Source organism: Nostoc sp. KVJ3, from assembly GCF_026127265.1.
Taxonomy (GTDB): domain Bacteria; phylum Cyanobacteriota; class Cyanobacteriia; order Cyanobacteriales; family Nostocaceae; genus Nostoc.
On record NZ_WWFG01000001.1, the window covers coordinates 2,575,443 to 2,592,504 of the forward strand.

Consider the following 17,062-nt stretch of genomic DNA (forward strand, 5'->3'; position numbering starts at 1 on the left):
ACCATTGACTAATGACTACGATCCAGTGGGCATGACCTGTGGTTGTAAATAGCAAATCAAATCCTGGATTCCCTTTTGCAAATAGCGCGTTACCGTCATTGGACTAGTACCAATGTTTTTAGCAGCATCCTTGCGAGAAAGTTCTTTCAAAAATACCATTTCAACGGCCATGCGGGGCTTTTCTTCCAACATATTGATTGCACCTTGCAGTTGTTGGCGTTCTTCTTCTTGTTGTAAAAGAACATGAGAACGAGGACAAGGAAGTGCTTCACCCAAGGTTATTTGGCAATCAACATAGTTAACTGCGGTTGCATCTAAACTCAAAGGCATCCGATTTTGAGCGGCTAACTTGGTTTCTTGCCATTCTTGCACAGATACCCGGAGTTCGCTGGCAATTTCAGCATCCTTGGGCTGACGACCTAAAGACATTGCTAAGTCCTTGCGAATCTTTTGCCCTTCATTATATAATTCTTGCCAACGACGGGGAATTTTTAATAAAGTACTGCGATCGCGCAAAAAGTGCAGCATCTCACCGCGAATGTATGGCACTGCAAAAGAACTAAAAGCATATCCTTGGCTAGGGTCGAAACGCTCAATTGCCCTAATTAAACCAAAATAACCGATTTGTTCTAAATCTTCATAAGGTTCATTACATTGATGGCTGAATTTATGAGCCATCTTCCGTACTAAGCCAGTATGTAACTGTACAAGTTTATTACGAAGTTTAATAGAAGGATTCTGGTGGTACAAGTGTAATAATTCTATACCATCAGTTCGTAAAGAGGACTCACTTGTTGCCATATACATTCCCTTGTTGTAACTCCCATTCCTCAGAAAATGGAGTTGCGTATATTTTCTTCTAAGCTGTTATTATTTTGCTTAGTCAGGGAAGAATAAGCTATCGTCGTTTCACTGAACTTATGAGGGGTCTAACTCCACAATTCAGTATTTGTACGCATGATTTTTCTAACCTCTGTGTTGCAGCTTATTTTTATTTTTTACATAACTCTTGAATCGCAGATAATCTTTATCTTTTGCAACAAAAACTAGCTATTTATGCTGAACAATGCATAACTGACCTAATAGCTATCTGTCATACTGAGCGCGACCTAGTTAGATACTGAATTAATCGCAAAGGAGACTGGGCAATTTTATCTCTTAGTATGCACTGTCATTAATAAAGGTCGGGAATCCAAATTAGAAGTTGGGTTGATGAAGAAAACCTAAGCTACAAAAAACAGAATTATGACTCATTTTTATGGTGATTTGTACTTAGTTGGGTCTTGAGGGACATTTCTATTCAATATTGGTAAGATAGAAACTTTGGAAACTTAGTGGAAACATAGAAACAGGTGATTGACATGCCAGTTTGGTGGGTGTCACACTTCTGCTAAACAGGAGGGTGAACAATGAAAATCACCAAACACCGACAAAAAATTGTGGATACACTTCAGCAATGGTTCAGCATCCATAAACAAGGGCCAACTCTAGAAGAGTTGTGTCAAGAACTCGGAATGCAACCACGCCAGAAAGCAACAGTTCAGCGCTGGTTACAAACTATCCGAGGTATTGATGTTGAATGGGATAAGCACAGCGCCCGCAGTCTTCATTTACTCACATCTGAGCCAGAAGCACGCTCTCTAGATATATCTGTGACGGACACTCTGCGGTATCTCGCTACTGGCGTGGTGCAGTGGGAAAAACTGGATTTAGAAAAGCGAAGTCAAGTACCAGAAGCCCTTCGCATTGGTATGTCCCGTATGTACTTAACTTCTTTACTGCGGGGAGAACAAGCCCCAGAGAACCTACCCCAATTTTTTGATTGGGCGGAAACATCAATTACTTCCTGGAAACCAGCCCAAGAGATTAAATATCTTTCACCAGATGTCAGCGTTATAGAAGATGGAGTAGTTTCCGATTTTGCTACAGAATGGCAAGTTTCGGGTAATGATGTGGTGGCGCAGGTACAAGAGTCAGTACTGAAAGATGTACTGGAATACTGTCGGGGAAATCAGTTAGAAGATGCTTATCGCGCTTTTCGACAACTGATTATTACTAAACCCACTCTTCATTACTCAGAATATCGCCAACAGCTACGTTTACCCGAACTCAGACCACTGCGGGAGTTATTGTCACGGTTAGAAATCTATGTCGATATGGATAAGTTGGCAGAGGGTAGCGTCTATCATCTGTGTCCGCGCTGCAAGTATGTGCAACGTCAACGCCCTGATGGTACATATACCTGCCGTAACCCTTGGTGTGAAAAACTTTGTACAACCAACAACCTCCAAGTATTGCCACCTATTCCTAAAGAAAAAGCAGAGGACTGGAAAGCTGTTACTCCTGGCGTACATTTGTACGGTACACTGCCGGGAATTTGGGAAATTCAACTCAAAGAAGAACTCACAAAATTGGGTTTGCGCGTCACTCTCTGGCCTTTTGTCGATGAATTTGACTTACTCGTAGAGTTCCCGCGTAAAGTTCGTTGGGCAATTGATCTCAAAGATTGGTCATCATTGGATGAGGAACGTTTGCGAAAGGTGCAGTATCGGCGTGATGCAACGGAAACCTTTGTAGTTTTTCCCGATGAACGCGAAGAAATATTACGGATAAAGGTTGTACGCAAACAATTAGAGCCTGAACTGGAGGGTGTGCGCTTACGCCTATTTAGCGAAATCATCACCGAGGCTCAAGCAATTTTAGGGAAGAAAAAATAATGCGTGACACCATTAGCTGGCGCAAGAATCTGTGTAAAAAACTCTGCAACTCAGATGAATTAAAACAGCATATAGTATCTAGTTTAGTTAATGCAGATACTCAGGTACAGCAGCGAGAACTTAAGCGTCTTGCCCAACTCATTGCTGATGTGGAATTGGGATTAACCCTACTTAAAGAAGTAGCACCTGAAGAACCTGCAACTTCTGTGGAAGCTTTGCTCAAAGGATATCGTTTTCCAGTTGAACAACTACAAAGCGATCGCAACTGGCAACTTATACAAAATGCTCGTTTCTATTTGATTAAGCGCAAAGGTAGACAATGGCTGCGAGTTCTTCAGGAGTACATCACCTTACCTGAAATTATTAGAATCTACAGCCTTGAGGAGGCAAGGAATGTTCCTCAACCTATTCCATCCAGTACCTACCCAACTCGTTTAGATAAGGTATATCTCCCAACTTTATCAAAAACCCCACAGCATAGACAAAGAAAAGTTAACTTAGTAACTGAGGGGCAGTGGTATGCCAAGATTTCCCAAAAAGGTCATTCCCCAGTTGAAGTTCCTATTGAGATTCCCAAGGAAGTTGCTAATATAGCACCCTCGTCTGGGGTATCCCTTCATCACACACGGACTGAGCAGAATTCACAGTGTAGCGTTACCCGTGAAGAATTAATACTAGCTGCCCAAGAAATGGACGATAAATTGTCTTTGTTTGGACAACAAGAAAATTATCGTAACCGCCTAGAAAACATCCTCTTCCAGCTATACGATGCTGAATCAGATAATTTTCATCAAGGTAATCATCTGAATTTCGAGGGGCTGATGCACATTGTTGGGCTTTTAAATGTGGGCAAGTCTACCTTGTTAGAAATTCTGATTTACTTCTTCGCTAAACAGGGATATCGCTGTGGGTTGATGGTGAATGATGTCGCTACGGCGGTGCGCCTCGCTTCTTTATTTTCCCACAAATTACAAATTCCTGCTGCACCAGTCTTGGGTAGTAAACGCCAAGAACAATTAGCAAAAGTCTACGAACCTATTCTCAAAAGTGAGGGTAAGGAAGTTACTAAGGGAGGGATGCACCCTGCATGGCGTTGGTTCAGTTCAGTCTGCCCACTTTTAGCTTTAGTGCAATCAGAAGATAAGTGGGAATTTGGCAATGAACCTTGTCACAAGCTTTATCAAAAAGTTCTCGTAGCTGATAATGATGATTCTGATGATGAAGATAGACAGGAAAGTGATGAAAAATATACTTGTCCCTTTTATTACAAATGTCCACGTCACCATTTAGAACACGATATTGCTACAGCTTTAGTCTGGATTTTCACTCCTGCTAGTTTCATTCATACTCGTGTACCCCGCCAGGGATTTGAACAAGACTTGACCTTTGCTGAGGCTGTTTATCGAGAATGTAAGTTTCTATTTGTTGACGAAGCCGATCGCGTACAGATTCAGTTTGATGAAGAGTTTGCCCCGGATGAAGTCTTAGTCGATGCTTCTGGAAACTCATTTTTAAATAAACTCGGACTTAACCTGGCGACGATTTACAATTCCGATCGCGGTGATATGGCAGGCGATCGCTTTGTTGCTTGGACAAGCGCCCATTACCATACCCAAAATGCTACTAACCGCATCTATCATCTACTCCTCACCCACTCTAAACTGGTTGCGTGGTTGGGGCCACTTCCTTTTACAGGTCGTTCTCTATTTGCTCGGATTATCCGCGATCTGGTTGATCCACCTGAGATTCCTGTCTCAGCGAAACCGAAACTAACTCGCCAACAAATCATGGAAGAACGGCGTAAACGCATCATTGAAGCAGATTTGGCTCCCACAGAGCAACGTCGCCGCCGCAAACAAATGATGGACGAACTGGATGAATTTTTGCAACATCCGCTCAACCGCGGTCTTGGTGGTGAACTTTCAGATTTGGCGTTGACAATACTAACTGCGGAAAGCGATCGTCAAGCTCTAGCTGAAATTGCTCCTTGGTGCAAAAGATGGATAGAAATCCATAATCTTTACCTACCAGATGAGACTCAATTTGAGGAACTAACCCGAAATCTTCAGTTTGCGATTTTAGTTACTATACTCGACAACCGCCTGGGTTTTATAGTTGATAATCTGAGTGACCTTGGTCGGGTAATGAACCTACACGACTTGAACCAAGACTTCTTGCATCGCCCTCCGCCTGATTTTCTACCAGTCTTACCAGAATCGCCAGTGGGAAATATTTTAGGTTTTTTGTATAAGCAAGAACGTAGCGTTAAAAAAGCTGGCAAGTTGGACTATTTCCGTTATGTAGGTGTAGGTCGTGCTTTGCTGTTGAATTTCCCAAAACTGTTTGCAGTTGATGATTGGGACGGGCCACATACTGTTCTGATATCAGGTACTAGCTACGCTCCTGGTTCACCAGCCTATCATATCAATGTAAAACTAAAACCCACTATATTGTTGCCGAAATGATCAACCTGAATTACACCGCATGGGCTTTTAAGCAACTAACACAAGACGAGCGATCGGTACTTTGCTGGACTCAGTTAGTCAGTATCTGGCAAATCATCGGGCGTTTGGTGCGTGGTGGTGTACCAGCAGTAGTCCATTTTATAGATGTGAAATTTGCCCCAAATTCAGCTATTGGCGAACAAGACAGCGAATTTACTTCACTTTTGGTTGCCATTATTAAGGTGCTGGAACCCTATGTAGAAAGCGAGGATGTGCTGGCGCGATCGCTCTATGGAGCTTTTTTAAATGCGTTGAAACAAATGAGAGAAAGAAACTTAAACTATGACTAAAATTATTCTTCCTGGTGCTTGGGAACTTACTGCAACAAATCCAACATACAAACTATCTGCAATCTATGTTCCTACTAGATGGCGACAAGTCGGCAACAACCTTGCTCAACAGCGTGCCAAACTCCAAGGTAAAAGTTATCGGGCTGTACCAGTTTATTCCCTCGACCCCCTGATAGTTGGTAGTTTTCCCCAAATTATCAAGACTGTGCGTAATGGCTGGCAAAAAGACAATTTACCCTGGTTATTAGCAACAGAAACCACAGACATTTCTGACTTGGGTAGCTCGATCAAAGATTGGTTTATAGAAGAATTTAGTTCCTTAGAGGATGTCGAGTCACAGCTGACAAATCTGAATAATGATGATTGGCAATGGGAAGATTCACAAACCTATGAATTACTCCATCCTTAAAACAAAGTCGAAACAGGCAACCTTTACCAAGCAATTCCAGATTACTTGGCTAGAGAGTTTCTCAAAAACCCAAAAGTTTCCTTTGGTGTTGATGAGCAATATCAAGTGACATTTTACCGAGTGGTCAGCCTCCACGGTGCTGAATTGATGTCATGGCCTCCCAGTCAAGTTACGGTAACAACAGGAAAGGAAACAACAGAAACAGCATACATCTCATTTGTCCTTGAGTTTGTTTTGCAAACAGTTCCCTGGCGCGAAAAACCTATTGTTTATCATCATTTATCAATTCGACGTTGGCTGACAAAACCTTTGAATTATGTACCTTATCCAGGCGTGAAAGCTCATATTGGTGATAACCGCCGGTGGTTAGATGGACAACGCCAACCCTTTTGCTTTATTCCACTGACGATGAACCGTTATGGAAAGGAAGTGAAATGGCCTCAAGCCATCAGCAATCTTTTTTCTCTCAATGACTCTCAACTTCCTGACGCAAATAACTTTGTTTCTAACCCAAATCACAACTGGTCAGGTGTCAACACAATTCCTAATGGTATCCAAGCTGCGATCGCCTACACTTCTAAATTAGGGGAACCACCCTGCTTTGCTGGTGTCAGTCCACAAGATTTAGCCAGTTTAGATCGAGCTATTGAAGCACGTCTCCCTGTTCAAAGAGTTGGTAACGCTGAGAGAGTGACAGGTAACGTTTTTATTTTCTGGCCTTTAGAAAAACCCAAACAGAAAATTGTTCCTCTGCTTGCTGACGAAGATAACCAATCTCCCAAACCTAAAAAAGCCAAAAAATCTGACAATCCAAATCATTCACACACCCCAATGCTGCGACCAAAATTAGCAGCACCAGCAGTATTTCGTAAAACTGAAAATCCTCTTCGCAACATACTTGTTTTGTGGGAAACTCCACAATGTCGTAATGCACTGATTGCTTAAATTTGCCAATTACTGTATTTATCACCCACAAAAGTAGAAAATATCTATCAGGGTTTCTACGGTTCTCTGTGTATTAAGACTCAGCACGTTGGCGACCTCACAGAAAACCTGGAAATTCAAAATTTCTCTGAAGCGAAGAAAACTTATCAACAGCAACGCCCTGCTTTATTAGTAGAGCGCATTAATCAAATTACCGCGTTTCTACCCCAAACTAAAGAACTCAGTGGGGCATTAATCGAAATTAGACGTAAACCTCCTATATCCGAGGCTGATCCCAAGCTTGCGTGGCGAATTGGGGCAATGAAAACAGGTTATCTCAATCAACACATTCACCGAATAACCACCCAAACTGATGTAGAGAAGCTGAAGAAATCTGGTTTGGAACCAGTGAAACGAGCAGTATCAGACTTACTAAGACAATTCGGAATTTTACCTGATACTGCTTTAATTGATTCCAAAAAAGATGGTATTGATCCTGATGTCTGGTTAACATGCTTTTATGTCCTACGCCGCACCCGCAAAACAAATGCTGAAAACATTCCTAAAACTGTTGTTTTGACGATCAGAGTTAATCCAATCACAGCAAAAGTAGAGTTAACAACCCCTGATTTATTTAATAAACAAGGTTGGGTCTCATATCCTGTCGGACTCGGACACCTGTCAGATGAAGACTGGAATCCAAACTCTTTTGATGAAAGCAATGAAGAAGTTGATGATGCACAAAAGCGCCACGAGCAAACACAAGAACAACGGTTAATAAATAAATTTGTTGCTGAATGTTTACATGAGTGCTTAAATACTCCAATTACTGATAAAAACCCCCCACGTGTGCTGTTTATGGCAGAAGCACAAAATTCCCGCAAAATGCTCAACTGGCTACAAAATCAAAATCTACTAACTAATGACCCACTAGAAACGTTGAAACAGCATCTTTCACAAGAACAAATCAATCGTCTGTGGGTTGTGCGCTTACGAGTTGCAGATAATGGTGAAGTACCAGTTGCGATTGTTAAAGATTCTCCTGGTAGTCGAACCAGTGGTGTTTACCGATGGCAGGGTGTGTGTGATGATGGAGAGCGATCGCTCTACCTAAGCGTTAGAAAGCCTTTAAACACCGAACAAGGTACAAAAATACTACAACAGAAGCAGTCTCGCCTTGATAGTGGTAGTAGGCAAGCAGGAAAAGCCAGAATATTAGAAATAGTCCTTATTCACCATCCAGAAATTCCAGGTGACAAGCTAGCCCGCTTTGTTCATTCTCTCAGGAGTCGCTGGCCTTATTTTGCAAATGACGTTGTTCTACCATTGCCTTTTCCCTTTGCAATTAAGGCTAAAGAGTATGCTGTCAGTACTAAAGATCCTGTGGAATCCTCGGAGACTGACGACTCTAATCTTTAACAACAAAGCTACCCTTAAAATTTTGCAACGATCTAAATCCTTGGCTGTTAACTGCAAAGATTGGTAAGAATAGGAATAGGCAGAAAGTTTTCCTAAAAAACAGTTTTTCAATATGAGCAATACCAGTAATTTTCGTGAAGCTATCCGTGAGGCTAAATCTCACGCCCTCGTTGGCCCAAACGTGATAGCCAATGCCCTGCCCTACGTCGGTGGTGGATTGGTGCTAACGGCATTAGGAACCTACGGCGGTTTGGGAGTTATCCGCACTAACCCCGGAATATTCTTTCCCACCTTCATAGGTGCGGTGATTTTGGAGTTAATTTTGTTCTTTGTTGCCCAAAATGTTGCCCAAAAAGGTAACAAGGGTCTTGCCCTACCCCTGTTGGCAACATACAGCCTCTTATCTGGATATACTCTCAGTGGCTTGGTATTTGTCGCTTTGAGATCCCAAGGTGTTGGTATTCAAGGCATTGGTTTAGCTGCCCTTGGTTGTGGCGTTACTTTTATTTTCGCCCGTCAAATTGGTTCAAATCTCTCTGAACAAGATGGGATGGCTTTGACGAAAACCATCAATCTTGGCGTTATCGCCTTGGTGGTTGTGTGCCTTGCCCAATTTGGGTTTGCCATGTTTGGTGTTTACACCCCAAATTGGTTAGAAATTGCCATCTCCGGTTTAGGGGTATTTCTGTTTGTTGGGGTTTCTGTTGTCGATTTCTACATCTTACCCCGCACTTACAGCGATGACCAATATCTTCCTGCTGCTTTGTCGATGTACTTAACCTACATCAACTTGTTTGTCTTTATCTTACGGTTGCTAATTGCCATAAATGGCCGCGATTAATTGTCTGTAGACACTCACAGAAGTAACCTTTTATAAAGCAAAAACCGTGGTTGAATTTTTAGCACCCACGGTTTTTTATCGTTTTCATAGTAGAATATATAGATAAGTTCAGCCTCAAGAGAGCAAAACTATGCTAGAACTCTTAAATATCAAAATCGAAGTAGAAAGGTTATCTAATATCTTGACCAAGGCTGAGGATTGTCTTTGACCTCCAATATTTGACTGCAAGAATTCAATATTTAGATAGAGTAATTGCTCAATCAGGTTTTTGGAATAATCCAATCCGTGCTTATGAAGTACTTCAAGAAATTGAATACTCCATATTCTACAAGCATCAGAAATATCAGCGCTGGTATTCGATTCTAGAAGATATCAAGGCTGCGTTGGAATTGTTGGAATTATCAGCCGATGAGCAATTGTGGCAAGAGGTGCAAGCTAACCTTACCCAACTCCAACAAGAACTCGAAACAGCAGAAATACGACAATTGTTGTCTGAACCCCACGACAAAAAAGGTGCATTTTTAACTATTACTGCTGAGGTTGGTGGCGTAGATGCTGAAGATTGGGCATATATGTTATTGCGGCTGTACCACAGTTGGGTAGTTAGTCACAATTACTTAGTGGATATAGTCGAAGAATCTTATGGAGATGAGGCTGGCATTAAATCTGTAACCTTAGAAATTATAGGTCACTACGCCTATGGTCTCCTTAAATCAGAACAAGGAACCCATCGCGTACTAAGAGTTTCTCCCTTTAGCAGCAACAGCAAACGGCATACTTGCCTAGCCAGTGTAGAAGTCAATCCTATTTTAGATGAGTCTATTGATTTTGAGATTCCAGAGAAGGATTTGGAAATTACTTTTTATCGTCATCGGGGGAATGTCAACCGCACAGAAATATGGGTAAAGATGGTTCACATTCCTACTGGGATTAGTGTATCTTGTAACCAAGAGCGTAGCCAGATGCAAAACAAAGAGAAAGCCTTAGCTATTCTCAAGAGTAAACTGTTTGCGATGCCTACGGCTGGCTACGCCTACGCACTAGCCCAAGGTGTCCAGCTTGACAAAATTCAACCCCGACAGATAAAGTCTCTATCCAACAAGCTCATCCGTGAATATATCTTGCATCCTGACACCAAGGTAAAAGATTTACGCACCAATGTCGAAACACCTGCTGCGACAGAGGTATTAGACGGTAAAATTGATTTTTTTATCAAAGCCTATCTGCAACAGCTAAATCACGCTACTTCACTGAGTAAAGAAGCACTTGATAATTTCAAGTAACTTTTGTAACTAGTGCAGAAAAAATTTGCCCAATTAGAGCTAAAATCAAGAAACACAAGTAGAATAAAGAGCAATTTTTTAGTCCAAAGCGCTCTATCTATCATTCAGCAAGCATTATGGATGTCCTAGAACTCAAACGCGAAATCGAAACGTTGTCTAGCCGCCTGGGTAAAACCCGGGACTATCTTTGACGTACCTGCACTGACAGCCAAAATTCAAGACCTCGAAAAAATATCAGCGCAGCCAGAATTTTGGAATGACCAAACCCAAGCCCAAGAAACTCTACAAGAACTCAACGACCTGAAAGCCCACCTCCAGCAATACGATCGCTGGCACGCCAATTTAGAAGATACTAGGGCAGTTGTTGAATTATTGGAATTAGAAACCGATGAGGCACTACTCCAAGAAGCCGAATCTACCATCACTAAACTGAATCGTGACCTTGACCAGTGGGAGTTACAACAGTTACTTTCTGGCCCCTATGATGCTGAAGGTGCTGTACTGACAATTAGTGCTGGCGCTGGTGGCACAGATGCTCAAGACTGGGCATTTATGCTGATGCGGATGTACACCCGTTGGGGCGAAGCTCACGGCTATAAGGTAACTTTAGCGGAAGAGTCGGAAGGTGATGAAGCCGGAATTAAATCGGCAACCCTAGAAATTACTGGCCGCTACGCCTATGGTTACTTGCGTTCAGAAATGGGTACACATCGCTTAGTGCGGATTTCCCCTTTTAATGCTAATGGGAAGCGACAAACCAGTTTTGCCGGGGTGGAAGTGATGCCGCAGATTGATAACTCTGTACAGTTGGATATTCCAGATAAGGATTTGGAAATCACCACAACCCGCTCTGGTGGTAAAGGTGGGCAAAATGTCAACAAAGTAGAAACGGCGGTACGGATTGTTCACCTTCCCACGGGTCTAGCTGTGCGCTGTACAGAAGAGCGATCGCAGCTGCAAAATAAAGAGAAAGCCCTAAATCGTCTCAAAGCAAAGCTTTTGGTCATCGCCAAAGAGCAACGCGCCCAAGAAATTGCCGAAATTCGTGGCGATATGGTAGAAGCCTCCTGGGGAAACCAAATCCGTAACTATGTATTTCATCCTTACCAAATGGTCAAGGATTTACGTACAAGTACAGAAACAACAGGGATTACAGATGTAATGAATGGTGAACTTGATACATTCATTCAAGCTTATCTTCGTCAAGAAAATAAATTAGTAGAAAACAGCCCTGCATAATTTGGGATGATTTACAAGTGCTAAGTAATGACTTTTAATATTACTTAGCACTTGTTATTTAAGTGCGTATGCAAAAATATTTATGTCATTGCGAGCGGAATGAAATGTAGAGAAGCAATCCCAAGGTCTTGGGATTGCTTCATTCCGCTTTGCTCCATTCGCAATGACAAATGTATATTTAATTTTGCATTACTACTTATTTTTGAGAATTTCAGATTGGTGCTTAGGTGTAGCCCGTCGTAGACATCGCCTAGTATTTCGTCTTATTGGGGCGTTTTTAGAGAAATTTCTGAGCAATATACACGCGATCGCAATCCCATAGCAAGCCCAACTGTTACAGTTATAAAAGAGTCCGCGATCAAACTAACTATGAGCAACTCACCTTCAACAGAACCTCAACCTAGCTACGTAAAACTCGCCATGCGAAACATGGTGCGGAAGGGTGCAACCTCCCTAAAGCATTTTGGGTTGACTGCCATAGGGCTTTTAGCTCTCCTTGTTGGTCTTGCTTACCTAACTCACTAACCCCAAACCATGAAGAGAGCAGGGGGAGCAGGGGAAGCAGGGGAAGCAGAGGGATTAAACTAAGCCAGACACTTGGGGTGGGGTTTCTACCTACCTTAAGATACAAGGATTTATTCGCGCCACTTGCGGGCGAGGTTTTGAACCTTTACTTTTTTTTATAAATAGTTTTGAGTAAGGAGACTATGTGCCCCTGAGCGTTGAACTATATGTAGAAGATTCTTTTTACGATTTGTCCCCGACAACATCTATAAAAATTGCGGATACTGATCCCCGAATTCCTTCTGAAACTTGGGAAAACTGGTTTAATCAGTGGTTGGAAATACTTCACCCTCAAATTCCGCCAGCACCAAGTTATGAAATCGGGCTGCGTTTGACAGATGACTCGCAAATTCAAGAACTGAATGCCCAGTATCGTCAACAAAACAAGCCCACAGACGTTTTAGCTTTTGCTGCTTTGGAGGTGGATTTTCCGCAAAGCAAAGAAATGGTGGCTTCTGCACCATTATACTTAGGTGATATTATCGTGTCTGTAGATACAGCACAACGTCAAGCCAAACAGCAGGAGCATAGCTTACAAACTGAGCTAGCCTGGTTAGCTGCTCATGGTTTATTGCACCTGTTGGGCTGGGATCATCCTGATGAAGAAAGTTTGGGGCGAATGTTAGAACAGCAAGTAAGATTGCTGAACGCCATAGGTATTGCTATTGACATAGAATAGCAGTAGTTATGTGTTCTTAGTGTTAATTTTGGGTAATACTTTTATAATACTTCTGTGGAAAATTGCTTAAAGATTGCCTCAAAGTTAATTCCGCCATTAAGATCGGCGAATATTCCCACTGTAGCAACTCTATTTTTGTATTTTTTAAGCCTATGTCCCCAAAAATTTCGCCATCACCAACGCCTACCTCGTTACAAACACTGGTGTCTAACGAACGGGAATTCTCCTGGAAAGTAGCCTCTAATTTATTTGTTAGTTTTAAATATGCCTGGGCTGGAATCAGCTATAGTTTTCAAACTCAACGGAATTTTCGCATTCACGTAAGTGTTTGTGCAATGGCGATCGCTTTAAGCGTTTTTCTACATCTGCAAGCTGTGGAAATAGCGGTAATTGGGATAACGAGTGGTTTAGTTTTGGCACTAGAGTTACTAAATACAGCGATCGAATCTCTTGTAGACTTAACCGTTAAGCAGACATACCATGAATTGGCAAAAATTGCTAAAGATTGTGCGGCTGGTGCAGTCCTTGTCTCTGCTTTGGTCGCGGTGCTGGTAGCTGGGACACTATTGCTCCCTCCTTTGGTAAAGTTAATTATATCGGCTTTGTAAATATGGTTTGCGACACCGATAGCGAACGCGAGAGCGTCTCCAAGAGTTGCGGTAGCGAGTCTTCTCCCAAGGGGAGACGCCAAGGGCGAACGTGCGTCATAGCCTAACCCAGGCATCGGTAAGCGAATTGGTAAGAGAATCACACTCTAACCAATCGATTTTGGAGAACACATATAAGCAATTCAAAATTTAAGAAGTGGCTGGTTGTAGAATAGCCGCTTCATATCTATACGTCTACGTCAGCATTATTTTTATATCTACTAGGACTTACACAAAAAATAGCCCAAACCTTGATTTTCCGGTAGGGGCAATTCATGAATTGCCCCTACAGCGTGTAGTTTTGTCTAAGTCCTAATCTAGCGAAAAAATAGTATGAGTAAATTGATGAGTGCTAAAAACCAGGAGTGATGAGCTTTGATTATAGTTATCGACAATTACGACAGTTTTACATATAATTTAGTGCAGTATCTGGGAGAATTGGCAGCAGAATTCCCAGTAGCAGATGATATTAAAGTTTTTCGTAACGACAAGATATCCATAGATGAGATTCGGGAATTAAAGCCGGAAGCCGTGGTTATTTCTCCTGGGCCTGGTCGCCCAGAAGATGCCGGTATTTCCCTAGAGTTGATTAAACAGCTAGGCCAAGAGTTACCAATTTTAGGTGTCTGTTTGGGACATCAAAGCATTGGTCAAGTATTCGGTGGTAAAATAATTGCTGCTCCAGAGTTGATGCATGGCAAAACCTCTCAGGTGTCTCATACTGGAGTAGGGGTTTTCCGGGGATTAGAAAATCCTCTAACCGCCACCAGGTATCATAGTTTGGTAATCGAACGTGAGACTTGCCCAGATGTGTTAGAAATCACCGCTTGGGTTGAAGATAACACCATTATGGGAGTGCGACACCGGAACTATCCTCACATTCAGGGCGTTCAGTTTCACCCAGAGAGTGTCCTGACATCTTCAGGAAAACAGTTATTGCGAAATTTTCTGGAACAGTTACAGTCGAGAGCATAATTAATGAAACGACGACAGTTGATGGGGTATGCTGGGGCGGGGTTGGTAACAACTTTGCTTACTACCTTGGGTTCTGAATATGAAGCTGACGCAGAATCTAGCGGTTTATCAGTTAAGTGGTTGGGTCATACTTGCTTTCTTTTTACTGGTGGCGGTGCAAAAATTCTCGTCAATCCATTTCGGTCGGTCGGCTGTACTGCTGGGTATCGTCCACCAAAAGTTGCAGCAGATTTAGTACTGATTAGCAGCCAACTACTGGATGAAGGTGCTGTAGACATACTACCGGGAAATGCAAAACTCATCTACGAACCAGGAGTTTACCAGTTCAAAGATATTAAGTTCCAAGGAATTGCCATAGACCACGATCGCAAAGGTGGTAAACAGTTTGGCTCAAATACTGCTTGGAGTTGGAAACAAAGCGGAATTAATATCCTCCACTTAGGGGGAGCCGCTGCACCGATTTCCATTGAGCAAAAAATTCTGATGGGACGACCTGATCTTGCATTCATTCCTGTAGGAGGCAGTGAAAAAGCCTACAATGCTGAGGAAGCAATGCAGGCTGTTAAAGTGTTAAATCCCAAACTGGTGATTCCAACCCATTACCGGACACAGGCGGCTGATGCTGCTAAGTGCAATATTTCGCCACTCGATAATTTTCTGACCTTAATGCAAGGCACAAAAGTACGGCGTAGTAACGGAGATACTATCTCCATTACCCCTAAAGATTTGCCGGAGAATGGGGAAATTCAGATTTTAACTTATAAGTTTTGAGGAGCAGGGGATGAGGAAACAGGGGAGAGATTGGGAGAAATAATTCCTTACAGACGCGATGAATCGCGTCTCTACTCCTAATTTTTAGAATGTATACCACTCTGCACCAAGCTTATCGGCATCGCTGATGGGGTTATCAACGGCTGTCGTTCCATCTATAGTCCAAATGCTGTCTGCACCTGCTGTCTGATCGCGCCAGTAGATGTCAGTCTTACCATCGCCGTTGAAGTCGCCAAGAGATGGTGTCAATGCCGCGTTATTAGTAGGTAGGAAAGCTTGAGTAGCAACTGTTGTACCATCCATCAACCAAGCGGTGTTTTCGCCGGTTTTGCTATTGTGCCAGAAGATGTCGGTCTTGCCATCGCCGTTGAAATCACCAATTTGAGAATTCCAGGATGAGTCAAGTGTCTCCAACTTACCCTCTGTGACTAAGATACCATTCATCGTCCAAACTTTGTTCTCACCTGTTTGAGCGTTTCTCCACAGAATGTCAGTCTTATAGTCGCCGTTGAAATCACCAAAGGTAGGAGTCCAGCCTGCATCCTGTGATTGCAGCCCCAATTCAGTCTTTTGTGTACCATCCATAAACCAGGCGCTGTCAGCACCGGTTGTCGGATTGCGCCAGAAAATATCGCTCTTACCATTGCCATCAAAATCAACAATGGTAGGAGTTAGCGCTGGATCTGTTTTATCTAAAACAGTTGCACTCAGAACGTTAGTGCCATCCATCTCCCAAATAGCGTTCTCACCGGTTGTAGCATTATGCCAGAAGATATCGGTTTTGCGATCGCCGTTAAAATCGCCAATCTGAGGAGTCCATGCTGGGTCAACGCTGGTTAAAGATGCCATACTAGCAACTTTTGTGCCATCCATTAGTACAATGCTATTGGCACCGGTTGTCTTATTGCGTAATAAGAAGTCGGTTTTGCCATCACCATTAAAGTCAGCAATTTTGTAATCATAGGCAGTTAGGTCGAATTTACCTAAAGAACCCTGTTCAAGAACCTTTGTGCCATCCATCAAGCGAACGATAATTTCACCGGTTGTAGAATCGACCCAAACTTTATCCGTTTTGCCATCACCGTTAAAGTCAGGAGTAATGGCCGCACTAGTTATGTAAGGATTAGGATTAGGATTTGATGACGTTTTCACAGGCTCACTAGCCTGGGTAGACGATTGAATTTGTAATGTTTGTGAGGAACTCTTATTCCCAAATCCCAAATTAGAACTTAAATTCTCAAAAGAAGATGTCAAGATTTCTGATTTTTTGAAAGAGTCTGATGCCCATCCAGATGTATTCAAAGATAAGGGTGAGGAATTTGTATTTCCAAACATGATGTGTTTTTATTACTGGTTGTCATATTTTTTTAACTTTTTTTGGGAAGGCTTTTCTGTAATCAAATAACATTTACTAGACTTTCAATATTTCTTTATAACTATTTTTTCTTTATGAATATCCTTGTTTGAAGATAAATATTTGCTTGTTATAAAGGAAAATTTTCATTTTTTCAAGCCCCATGTAAACAATTTCAAAAGATGTTTTTTATGTATGTGATAACTTGCAAACAAAACTTGATAATTTTATCTATTTTCTTTGACATTTGAAATATTGATATTGTTATTCAGTTACATAAATGTATTTACATTATGTAATTCTGATGTGATTACATGGTGGCTTGTATGGCAAGCCCTGCGACAACTTTTACAAAATCGAGGATCTGAGCTTTTGAAGATAATTGATTATTCACTAATAATTTCTGACTTGAGTTCCAAGAAATATTGGTTACAATAACTTAGATT

General features: G+C 42.0%; 14 protein-coding genes and 1 pseudogene. 13 read left to right on the top strand and 2 right to left on the bottom strand.

Features of this window, described 5'->3' with window-relative positions; genetic code table 11:
• Positions 1–15 precede the first annotated feature (15 nt).
• Complete coding sequence (locus tag GTQ43_RS10050) at positions 16–801, bottom strand: RNA polymerase sigma factor SigF (protein WP_012408070.1); 786 nt, start codon at positions 799–801, stop codon at positions 16–18.
• A gap of 608 nt (positions 802–1,409) precedes the next feature.
• Here GTQ43_RS10050 and GTQ43_RS10055 point away from each other — a divergent pair.
• From GTQ43_RS10055 to GTQ43_RS10115, 13 genes and pseudogenes are all read left to right on the top strand, one after another.
• Positions 1,410–2,717, top strand: a complete 1,308-nt coding sequence (locus tag GTQ43_RS10055) for a Fis family transcriptional regulator (RefSeq protein WP_265272472.1) — start codon at positions 1,410–1,412, stop codon at positions 2,715–2,717.
• Positions 2,717–5,182 carry a hypothetical protein gene (locus GTQ43_RS10060; RefSeq protein WP_265272473.1) on the top strand — a complete coding sequence of 822 codons (2,466 nt, stop codon included), beginning with the start codon at positions 2,717–2,719 and terminating at the stop codon, positions 5,180–5,182. The genes GTQ43_RS10055 and GTQ43_RS10060 overlap by 1 nt, the downstream gene beginning before the upstream one ends.
• A complete protein-coding gene (locus tag GTQ43_RS10065; RefSeq protein WP_265272474.1) occupies positions 5,179–5,511 on the top strand; it encodes a hypothetical protein in 333 nt (110 codons plus the stop codon). The genes GTQ43_RS10060 and GTQ43_RS10065 overlap by 4 nt, the downstream gene beginning before the upstream one ends.
• A pseudogene (locus tag GTQ43_RS10070) lies at positions 5,504–6,865 on the top strand (pPIWI_RE module domain-containing protein). The gene GTQ43_RS10065 and the pseudogene GTQ43_RS10070 overlap by 8 nt, the downstream one beginning before the upstream one ends.
• A gap of 42 nt (positions 6,866–6,907) precedes the next feature.
• Complete coding sequence (locus tag GTQ43_RS10075; protein WP_414859117.1) at positions 6,908–8,263, top strand: RNaseH domain-containing protein; 1,356 nt, start codon at positions 6,908–6,910, stop codon at positions 8,261–8,263.
• 112 nt (positions 8,264–8,375) lie between these two features.
• Positions 8,376–9,104, top strand: a complete 729-nt coding sequence (locus tag GTQ43_RS10080) for a Bax inhibitor-1 family protein (protein WP_265272475.1) — start codon at positions 8,376–8,378, stop codon at positions 9,102–9,104.
• A gap of 130 nt (positions 9,105–9,234) precedes the next feature.
• A protein-coding gene (locus tag GTQ43_RS10085; protein WP_265272476.1) for a PCRF domain-containing protein occupies positions 9,235–10,387 on the top strand; the annotation gives its coding sequence in 2 pieces (ribosomal slippage) (positions 9,235–9,309 and positions 9,311–10,387; 1,152 coding nt in all).
• A 116-nt stretch (positions 10,388–10,503) separates the two neighbouring features.
• A protein-coding gene (gene prfB, locus GTQ43_RS10090; protein WP_265272477.1) for a peptide chain release factor 2 occupies positions 10,504–11,626 on the top strand; the annotation gives its coding sequence in 2 pieces (ribosomal slippage) (positions 10,504–10,575 and positions 10,577–11,626; 1,122 coding nt in all).
• Positions 11,627–11,995: 369 nt separating this feature from the next.
• Positions 11,996–12,151 (top strand): DUF3285 domain-containing protein, encoded by a 156-nt coding sequence (locus tag GTQ43_RS10095; RefSeq protein ID WP_265272478.1) that lies wholly within the window; start codon positions 11,996–11,998, stop codon positions 12,149–12,151.
• A 190-nt stretch (positions 12,152–12,341) separates the two neighbouring features.
• On the top strand, positions 12,342–12,869 hold the full coding sequence (gene ybeY, locus GTQ43_RS10100) for an rRNA maturation RNase YbeY (protein ID WP_265273724.1): 528 nt from the start codon (positions 12,342–12,344) through the stop codon (positions 12,867–12,869).
• A 152-nt stretch (positions 12,870–13,021) separates the two neighbouring features.
• A complete protein-coding gene (locus GTQ43_RS10105; RefSeq protein ID WP_265272479.1) occupies positions 13,022–13,477 on the top strand; it encodes a diacylglycerol kinase family protein in 456 nt (151 codons plus the stop codon).
• A gap of 414 nt (positions 13,478–13,891) precedes the next feature.
• Entirely contained in the window at positions 13,892–14,491 is a 600-nt protein-coding gene (locus GTQ43_RS10110) for an anthranilate synthase component II (RefSeq protein WP_265272480.1), read from the top strand.
• Between the two features lie 3 nt (positions 14,492–14,494).
• On the top strand, positions 14,495–15,262 hold the full coding sequence (locus tag GTQ43_RS10115; protein WP_265272481.1) for an MBL fold metallo-hydrolase: 768 nt from the start codon (positions 14,495–14,497) through the stop codon (positions 15,260–15,262).
• Between the two features lie 84 nt (positions 15,263–15,346).
• Here GTQ43_RS10115 and GTQ43_RS10120 read toward each other — a convergent pair whose 3' ends face one another.
• The gene (locus GTQ43_RS10120; RefSeq protein WP_265272482.1) at positions 15,347–16,597 is read right to left on the bottom strand and encodes an FG-GAP repeat domain-containing protein; all 1,251 of its coding nucleotides are present in this window, start codon (positions 16,595–16,597) and stop codon (positions 15,347–15,349) included.
• Positions 16,598–17,062 lie beyond the last annotated feature (465 nt).